At 53.1% G+C, this 9,063-nt stretch carries 6 protein-coding genes; 5 read left to right on the top strand and 1 reads right to left on the bottom strand.

Features of this window, described 5'->3' with window-relative positions; translation table 11 throughout:
- Positions 1–320 precede the first annotated feature (320 nt).
- The 5 genes from QZQ29_RS07740 (at position 321) to QZQ29_RS07720 (ending at position 6,912) form a co-directional block, all read left to right on the top strand.
- Positions 321–1,898, top strand: coding sequence for an ABC transporter substrate-binding protein (locus tag QZQ29_RS07740; protein WP_296962036.1), 1,578 nt, complete (start codon positions 321–323; stop codon positions 1,896–1,898).
- A gap of 434 nt (positions 1,899–2,332) precedes the next feature.
- Complete coding sequence (locus QZQ29_RS07735) at positions 2,333–3,118, top strand: ABC transporter ATP-binding protein (RefSeq protein ID WP_296962034.1); 786 nt, start codon at positions 2,333–2,335, stop codon at positions 3,116–3,118.
- The gene (locus tag QZQ29_RS07730; RefSeq protein WP_296962032.1) at positions 3,115–3,927 is read left to right on the top strand and encodes a dipeptide/oligopeptide/nickel ABC transporter ATP-binding protein; all 813 of its coding nucleotides are present in this window, start codon (positions 3,115–3,117) and stop codon (positions 3,925–3,927) included. The genes QZQ29_RS07735 and QZQ29_RS07730 overlap by 4 nt, the downstream gene beginning before the upstream one ends.
- Positions 3,928–4,470: 543 nt before the next feature.
- Entirely contained in the window at positions 4,471–5,691 is a 1,221-nt protein-coding gene (locus QZQ29_RS07725) for an S-layer homology domain-containing protein (RefSeq protein ID WP_296962030.1), read from the top strand.
- A 423-nt stretch (positions 5,692–6,114) separates the two neighbouring features.
- Positions 6,115–6,912, top strand: a complete 798-nt coding sequence (locus QZQ29_RS07720) for an ABC transporter substrate-binding protein (RefSeq protein WP_296962028.1) — start codon at positions 6,115–6,117, stop codon at positions 6,910–6,912.
- 235 nt (positions 6,913–7,147) lie between these two features.
- On the opposite strand, the gene QZQ29_RS07715 is transcribed toward QZQ29_RS07720, so the two are convergent.
- Positions 7,148–8,476 (bottom strand): MATE family efflux transporter, encoded by a 1,329-nt coding sequence (locus tag QZQ29_RS07715; protein WP_296962026.1) that lies wholly within the window; start codon positions 8,474–8,476, stop codon positions 7,148–7,150.
- Between the last annotated feature and the right edge of the window lie 587 nt (positions 8,477–9,063).

Below are 9,063 nucleotides of genomic sequence, written 5' to 3'. Positions count from 1 at the left end.
CCCTTAGCCTGCCCATAAGAGGGCTTTCCTTTTGGCTGGCCGACCGGCCATTCTTCACTTCGTTCAGAATGACGGGTTCGGCGGGAAGGTTATGCCGTAACGCAGGCTATAAACTGCGGCGCCAGCCGCCACCACAACCCTCGGCCCAAAGGGCCGTCAAACCGAAGAACCCTTGTGCCCACAGGGCGCATCGATCTTAAGAACCTTTTTCATTCACAACCCTCGGGGCGAAGCCCCGTCAACCCGGGCCCTTCGGGCCTTCACATAGTTTTTCCACGCCTTTGGCGTTTATTTCCATACAGAAAGGAAGCGTTCAACAGATGAAATCAATTTACAAGAAAGGTGCTCTTCTGGCCGCAGCAGCTCTGATGGCCTTTGCTATTACGGGGTGCGGCGGTTCCGGCTCCAACTCCAAAACCGCAAAAGATACCCTTACCGTAGGGGTGACGAACTTTGCGGACAGCCTGGAACCCACGGACAACTACTTCGGCTGGCAGGTCATGCGCTATGGCATCGGCGAATGCCTGGTTCATTTTGACGGCAAAATGAATGCAGAGCCCTGGATTGCAGAAAGCTGGAAGGTGTCCGATGATAAAATGTCCTGGACCTTTAAAATCAAGGACATCAAGTTCTCCAACGGCACACCGGTCACCGGCGAAGCGGTGAAGAAATCCATTGAACGAACCTTTGCCAAAGCGCCGAGGGCAAAAGCCATGTTTGAACTGGACCACATCACCGCCGACGGCCAGAATGTAACCATTTATACGAAGAAACCTGTGGCCACCCTGCCGGGCATGCTGGGGGACCCCCTCTTCATCATTGTGGACACCGATTCCGACGGCAAGGTGGACTTTGCCAAGCAGGGCCCTGTCTGCACCGGTCCCTACATGGTGAAATCCTTCTCCAAGGCAAAGACGGAACTGGACGCCAACCCCCATTACTATGACAAGGTGCCCTTTGCCCATGCCCAGATCAATACCATCGACGATCCAAACACCCGGGCCATGGCTCTCCAGAAGGGTGAAATCGATGTGGCAGTAAACATTGCACCCGGCGACATGCAGCTTTTCCAGGACAAGAATAAATTCACCGTAAGCACCATTTCCTCCATCCGCGACGTGCTGGCCCGCCTTAACGTTTCTGAAGGCAAACCCCTGGCCGACAAGAATGTGAGAAAGGCGCTGCTCCAGTCCCTGGACCGCGACACCTACTGCAAAGTGCTCCTGAAGGACACCTTCACTCCCGGCGGTCCCCTCCTTCCGCCGTCCGTGGATTACGGTTTCGACAAACTGAAGGCGGAATACCCGGATAACTACAATGTGGAAAATGCAAAGAAACTGCTGGCAGATGCCGGCTGGAAGGATACCGACGGCGACGGCTATGTGGATAAGGACGGCAAGAACCTGGAACTCGATTTCATCTACTACAGCGGCCGCGCAGAACTGCCTCTCTTCGCCGAAGCTACCCAGTCCGACGCCAAGAAAGTAGGCATCAAGGTGAACCTGAAGAACGTGGACTATAACGTCCTTGACGGCATCGGCACCCGCGGCGAATACGACATGCTTATTTCCAACGTGCTGGCCGAACAGGCGGGGGATCCGGAAGTGTTCATCAACATGTACTGGAAGACCAATGTGAACGGCAGCAACCCGCAGAACGGCTCCGGCTACAGCAATCCGGCATACGACGCCCTTTCCGACCAGCTGGCAGGGGAATTCGACCCGGCGAAGAGAAAGGAAATCATCGAAAAGATGGAAAAAATCATCCAGGACGATGCGGCCACCCTGGTCTTCGGCTACCCCCAGACCAATATGATTTCCAGCAAGAAAGTCAAGAATGCGGACATTAAGCCCTGCGACTACTACTGGGTAACCAAGGACATCGTTCCGGCAGAGTAAGAGAGTAGAGACACCTGCGGCGGCTGGAGGTATTCCCGATTGCAAGCGGGTTCAAAGGGTTCAAGCCGCCATCGGGCCTTTGGCCCTGGGCGGCCCGGGTTCCGCCCACAGAGCGGGCTGGTTCAGAGGGGATTGTTGTATGCCGCTGACGCGGCAACGAAAACCGTACAACCGCGCCGGTGGTACCTTTTCCCTCTATAAGCACAGTTCGGTCGGGCGGAAAGATGATACTCATTCGTTACTCTACAGGGCGTCTTACTTTGTCTGACTTGCATATCCTATGCAGGCTGTACACTGAAAGAGGAGGCGAGCCCATGCCGCCGTTAAGGCGGCATTATAAAACTCATTGCCCGAAGGGCAATCCGCAACCCTCTGAACCCTCTGAACCTTTTGAACCCTCTGAACCCTTATTTCATAAAGTATTAGGAGCCAATATGCTGTTAGAAATCAAAGATCTGGGCATTGCCTATGGTAAGGCAGAGCCCGTTGTACGCCACGTTTCCTTTAACCTGGAGCAGGGAGAAATTCTTGCCATTGTAGGGGAATCGGGGTCAGGAAAGACCACGGTCATCCGCGCCATCCAGCATGTGCTGCCTGGAGGCGGGCACATTGCAGAGGGAACCGTGATTTTCGAAGGAGAAGATACCCGGGAGCAGTCTCCTGAAACGCACCGCATGCTGGATGGGAAGGACGTTTCCATGATATTCCAGGACAGCGGCGCCATGATGAATCCCATCCGTCCCATTGGCGTCCAGTTCAGGGAATACCTGGCCCTTCACGGCATGACCGATGAGAAGGAAGCCCATGAGCGCATGGTGGACATGCTTTCCATGGTGCGTCTGCCGGATCCGGAGCAGATTCTGAAGAGCTACACCTTTGAACTCTCCGGCGGCATGCGGCAGCGTGTGGGCATTGCCATGGCCATGGCCTTTCATCCCAAACTCCTTCTCGCCGATGAACCCACCAGCGCCCTGGACGTAACCACCCAGGCCGCCATTGTGAAGGAAATGATGGAAGTCAGAAAAAAGATGAATACCGCCATCATCATCGTCACCCACAACATGGGCGTGGCAGCCTATATGGCAGACCATATCATGGTCATGAGACAGGGACGGGTGGTGGAATACGGGAAAGCGGAGGAAGTCATTTACCATCCGAAAGAGGACTACACGAAAATGCTTCTAGCCGCCGTACCGGTACTGGGAGGTGAGACGGCATGAAGGGATATGGAGAAGAAATCCTCCGCATGGAGGACATTGTGAAAACCTTCGACCTGGGCGGCGGAAAAAAGCTCACCGCCTCGGATCATGTAAATATCAGCCTCCACAAAGGAGAAACCCTGGGTATCGTCGGGGAATCGGGCTCCGGAAAATCCACCCTGGCCAAAATCCTGACACGCCTCTACACCATGGACAGCGGGCGCATCCTCCTTCACGGAAAGGATATGACCGCCCTTGCAGGGGAAGAATTCCGGCAGGCCAGGAAAAATATCCAGATGGTTTTCCAGGACCCCTCCACGGCCTTTGATCCCAAGCAGCGGGTCAAAGACATTATCTGCGAACCCCTTCGGAACTACGGCCTCATCAGGAAAGAAGAGGTGGGAGACAGGGCCAGGGAAATGCTGCGCCTGGTGGACCTGCCGGAGGATTTTGCAGACCGCTATCCAAACAATATGTCCGGCGGCCAGCGCCAGCGCATCGCCATCGCCCGGGCTCTCGTACTGAAGCCGGAAATCATCATCTGTGACGAAGCCACCAGTGCCCTGGACATGTCGGTGCAGAAAACGGTGATCGAACTTCTTCACCGACTGCAGATGGAAACAGGCGTGGCCTACTTCTTCATCTGTCACGACCTGGCCCTGGCCAACATGTTCTGCGATAACATCGTAGTCATGCAGCACGGCAGGGTGGTAGAAAAAATCCACGACCTCTCCGAAGCTAAAGACCCCTATTCCAAAAAACTCCTGGCCTCCGTCTTCACCATAGAAGAAGGGAAAAACAAAATCCTGCCGGACGAACTGTTTGGGTAGGGGGTAGTGGGCTGGTGGGCTAGTGAGATAGTGGGACAGTGAGACAGTGAGACAGTTTCCTGCCGATATGAAACACATTGATGCCATGTCGAGTAGGAAACCATACGCGAATAGTTTCCTGTCGGTATGAAACACACTGGCGCCAAGTCGGACAGGAAACCATACGCAAACAGTTTCCTGTCGGTATGAAACACATCTGTCCCAAGCTGAATAGGAAATCATACGCAAATAGTTTCCTGTTGGTATGAAACACATCTGTCCCAAGCCGAATAGGAAACCATACGCGAATAGTTTCCTGTCGGTATGAAACACATTGATGCCATGTCGAGTAGGAAACCATACGCAAATAGTTTCCTGCCGATATGAAACGCACTGGTGCCAAGCCGAATAGGAAACCATACGCGAATAGTTTCCTGTCGGTATGAAACGCATCTGTCCCAAGCCGGACAGGAAACCTTTCGCAAACAGTTTCCTGCCGATATGAAATGCATTGGCCACAAGTCGGACAGGAAACTTATTATATATAAGGAGAGTACATTTATTATGAAGAAAATCATAGCACTGGCTGCAGCGGCAGCCCTGACTGCCGGCGTTTCTGCTTTTGCAGCCAATCCCTTTTCCGATGTTTCCACCGATGACTGGGCTTACCAGGCGGTTTCCGACCTGTCTGACCAGGGGGTGGTGGAAGGCTACCCCGACGGCACTTTCAAGGGAGAAAGAAATATTACCCGCTTCGAGCTGGCCCAGATTATTGCCCGCCTCATGGCGAAGGAAGACCAGCTGAATGCAGAGCAGAAAGCCACCCTTGACAAACTGGCCGGCGAATACGCCGATGAACTGGCAAACCTTGGCCTTCGCGTTTCCAACCTGGAAAAGAAGGCAGGTAATCTGTACTGGTCCGGCGACGCTAAAATGTGGTATATCAATAACTCCAAGGAAACCAGAGCGGATACCTGGAAGGGACGTATGAGAATCAAAGTGAAGGGCCAGGTCAATGATTCCACCTATGTACAGGGCCGTATCAAGAACCAGATGGATTTCAAGGGGAACGATACCTCTGAGACCACCATGGACTGGCTCTATGTAAACCATACCTTCGGTGATGCCAATGTGACCCTGGGCCGTATGCCTGTCACCATTTATGACGGATTCATGTTTGATGCAACCCTGAAAGGGGCAAAACTGGCCTATGGAAAGGATGGATTTGATGCTTCCGTTTCCTTTGGCCGTCTCATGAATAATGGATGGCTTTACGATTCCTCCACCTTTGATACCTTCCTGGCGGAAGCAGGCTACGACTTCGGCGCTGCCAAATTGAGGGCGGCCTATGTGAAGCTGCCGGGAAACAAGGGGAAGGAAACTGCCCATTTTGATAATATGTGGAGCACCCACCTTTCCGTCCCAGTGGACAATTTCCAGATTTTCGGTGAATACTGGGATTCCAATGCCAAAAAGGCGGACAAGTCCTGGCAGGCCGGCCTGGGATACAGCAATTTTTCCTTGAAGAAACCGGGCACCTTTGACCTCAATGTGACTTACAACAAGGTGGGGTATAATGCCAACCTGGACGGCACTACCTATGATACAGGGGAAGTATGGAGTGGTATTCCCAAAGACAGGACATTGACTTACTGGAGCGTTTTCGGCGATGTGGCCCTGCAGAAAAATGTGTCCCTCCATGGTGAATATGCCTTTGACATCGACAACCGGAAAGATGGCTTTGACAGCAGCGCCTGGTCACTGGCACTGAACTATAAGTACTAAGGAATCACTGATTTATTCATAGAATTTGCTTTTATAAGAATTTTTATGTACTGCTGCGGCAGGGGGGGCTCCTTACACAGCTGGCTGTTCGGGTTGACTTATTCCTTGCGTTGAATAAAAATGCAGGAGTGAAATTCGATAACGATTTAATCAGCCCTTCCCTGATTGAATGAAGAAAAGGCTGCGAAGAAATGAATGAACCATTTCTTCACAGTCTTTTTTATTTCATATCCATAGGGGACTGCTGAAATGACCATGAAGCGGCGCATGGCGGATATTCCCCGGTGCGCTATTAGTTTTGTCCCAATAGATAGAATTAAAAACTTTTGAATTTTTAAAGTTGAAAAATTAACGAATATTATATATAGTTAATATAGATGATTTATAGAATGTTATAAGATGGGGAGTTACCAGGAGGTTTCTATGAACAGGCGGTTGAAAAAAGTAATGGCAGCGGTCATTCTGATGGGGGCCATGGCCATAGTCCAGGGATGCGGCGGAAACAGGGAAGAAGCAAAGGCCGGCAGCGGCGACAGAGTGCTGACGGTGGCTACGGAAGCGGCCTACCCGCCCTTCCGCTATGTGGGCAGGGACAAACACCTGGTGGGATTTGAAATCGACCTGGCCAAAGAAATCGGACGGCGTATGGGGGCGGAAATCGAAATCAGGGACATGCCCTTTGACAGGCTTCTGGATGCAGTGGCAGGCAAACAGGTAGACATGACCATAGGTGCCATTACGGTGACGGAACAGAGAGAAAAGCAGGTGGCCTTCTCCGATTCCTACTACAGGCTGAGCGGCTATTCCCTCATTGTAAAAAAAGGAAATCCCCCGGTCCGGAATGAAGAGGAACTGGCCGGCAGGGTGGTGGCGGCCAAACGGGGCTCCACCAGTGAAGCAGAGGCGAAGGAGCACCGGCTACGGAAAATCGTATCCATGGACCATTATGCAGATATCTTTCGGGCCGTGGAGGCAGGAGAAGTGGACGTGGGCATTACGGGAGACCAGGCAGCCATTTATGAACTGTCACATGGCGGCAGCAGCCATCTGACCCTTTCCGGCACGATTCCTACGGAAGATAACTTCGCCATTGCCCTTTCAAAGGACAATCCCCGGCTGAAGGAAGAAGTGAATGAAGCGCTGAAGCGCATCATGGACGACGGAACCTATGACAGCCTCACTAATAAATGGTTCTTCGCCAAGGCCGTGGATAAGGAGTAAATCACTGGGGCAGCATAAAGGGGCGTGAAGAAATGATTCACATTTCTTCACGCCCCTTTTTATGTATGCGGCCCGCAGCCATGTCATCTCGAGCGGGGCTGCATGCCGTTATGGAAGCGGATGGTTCTGTTCTGTTTGTCTCTGAGCCCCGAGATCTCCCGTGCCCATGGGACTGTGCCGCTGTGAAAGGAAATTTCTTCATGGCTCCGATTTCCCACACTGCAAATTATTTCCTCTATCCTGCATCGGCCAGGAAGGCCCGTCTCCCTGCCAGCCGGTTCACCAGGAAGGAGGCGCAGGAGGCGCGGATGACCTGGTCCAGGAGAAGGGCGCACCAGGTGCCGATAAGCCCCATGTCCAGCACATAAATGAAGAACGCCGTCATGAGAGGGCGCAGGAAGGTGATGGACAGGAAGGAATAGGCCGCCACCTGGGCCGTCTGCCCGCTGCCCCGGAGAATGCCGGCGCCCCAGAGGGCGATGGCTTCGGGGTAGCTTACCAGGGCGATGAAAATCATGATGGTTCCTGCAAGGACGTGAAGGGCAGGGTCCGGGGAGTAGATGGAAAAGATTTCATCCTTAAAGAAAAGGATGCTTCCGCAGGCGGCGGTGGAAAGAATCATGCACCAGCGAAGCCCCCTCTTCCGGTACTGCTGCCAGTCGGCGCCGCTTCCCCGGCCCACGGCCTGTCCTGCCGTCACCATGCCTGCTTTGCCGAAACCCATGATGAAATCATAGTAAATATCGCAGATATTCATGCAGATACTGTGCACCGCAAAGGGCATCGTGCCAAGTCCGGCGGCCATGCGGGAAAAGAGCACCATGCCGATGCGTTCGCTTCCCTGCTCACTCAGGACGCTGCCGAAAAGGGGTCCCACCTTTTTGAAATAGGCCATATCCGGAATCCACCGTCCCCCGTGGAAGAAGCCCTCCCGCCGGAGGAGGAAATAGGAATAGAGGAGCGAAAAGAGGGTGCCTGCGGCGGTGCCGATGGCGGCGCCCAGGACCCCATAGGCAGGGACGGGCCCCAGACCACGGATGAGGAGAAAGCTCAGTGCTGCGTTCAAAAGATTTCCGCAGATATTGGTCTTCATAATGGAAGCCGTATCCCCGTAGCCCAGCTGCACCGCCTGCAGGATGAGGGTGAGGGATGTGAAATACACCGCCAGAAGCGCCAGCGGGCCGTACTCCATGGCCTGCGGCAGATAATCCGGCGATGCTCCCATGAGGATGAATATATCCTTGAGGAAAAGATAGAACAGTCCATGAAGCAGGCCCAGTGCCAGGGCTCCCAGAAAGATGGATTTTTTCAAAAGATCCGCCGACGGCTCCTTCTCTCCCCGGCCCGCATAATTACAGGACACCAGCGTCACCGCCGACGCCAGGGAACGGGAAAAACAGAGAAGGATAAGCCGGGGCTGGAGGAAAATGCTTACCGCAGCCACAGAAAGACTCCCCAGAGCCCCCACCAGGATGAGATCCGTGGAAGCCAGGAGAATCATAAAAAGCCCCTCCAGTGCGGCAGGCAGTGCAATTTTCAGGTAATGTCTGTCGTAGCAGTTCATATGGTTCCTTAAGATACAAGCTGTTCATTAAAATGAAATATTATAACATTAAATAATTATAATAATATTATACAGGAAAATGAGAGACTGGGCAACTTGATGATTTCAAGAAATGGGCTGTCCGCTGTCCGCTGTCCGCCGATGCTGGACTGTATTCCCGAAAGCAGAGAGACATCAGACTTCAGACTTCGGACAATCAGACGCCCCTTCCCGTCGACTGGTATTTACCGACGGATGAGTCACTGGCGGCGTTTACCGAGATTCTTCGCTTCGCTCAGAATGACCTGTGCGGCGGGAAGGAAAGCGCGTAACGCCCTCGTGTCCCCTTGAGGGGAATGCCGCGAAGCGGCAAAGGGTGTACGGGATATCATGCCGAAAAGACACTCTACACTGAACTGACTGCCAAACGGCAGCTTCCCGCCGACCGGTATTTACCGATGGATGAGTCACTGGCGGCGTTTACCGAGATTCTCCACTCTCCCAATGGCACAAGCCGCATTGGGACGGAGATCTCGGGGCTCAGAGTCTCAATAGAGCCAAATACCTTTGCTCTCATATCGACATGCAGCTCCGCTCGAGATGACAAT

Origin of the sequence: uncultured Dialister sp. (genome assembly GCF_900538805.1) — a bacterium.
Taxonomy (GTDB): domain Bacteria; phylum Bacillota; class Negativicutes; order Veillonellales; family Dialisteraceae; genus Dialister.
This window is presented reverse-complemented; position numbering and strand designations above follow the sequence as displayed.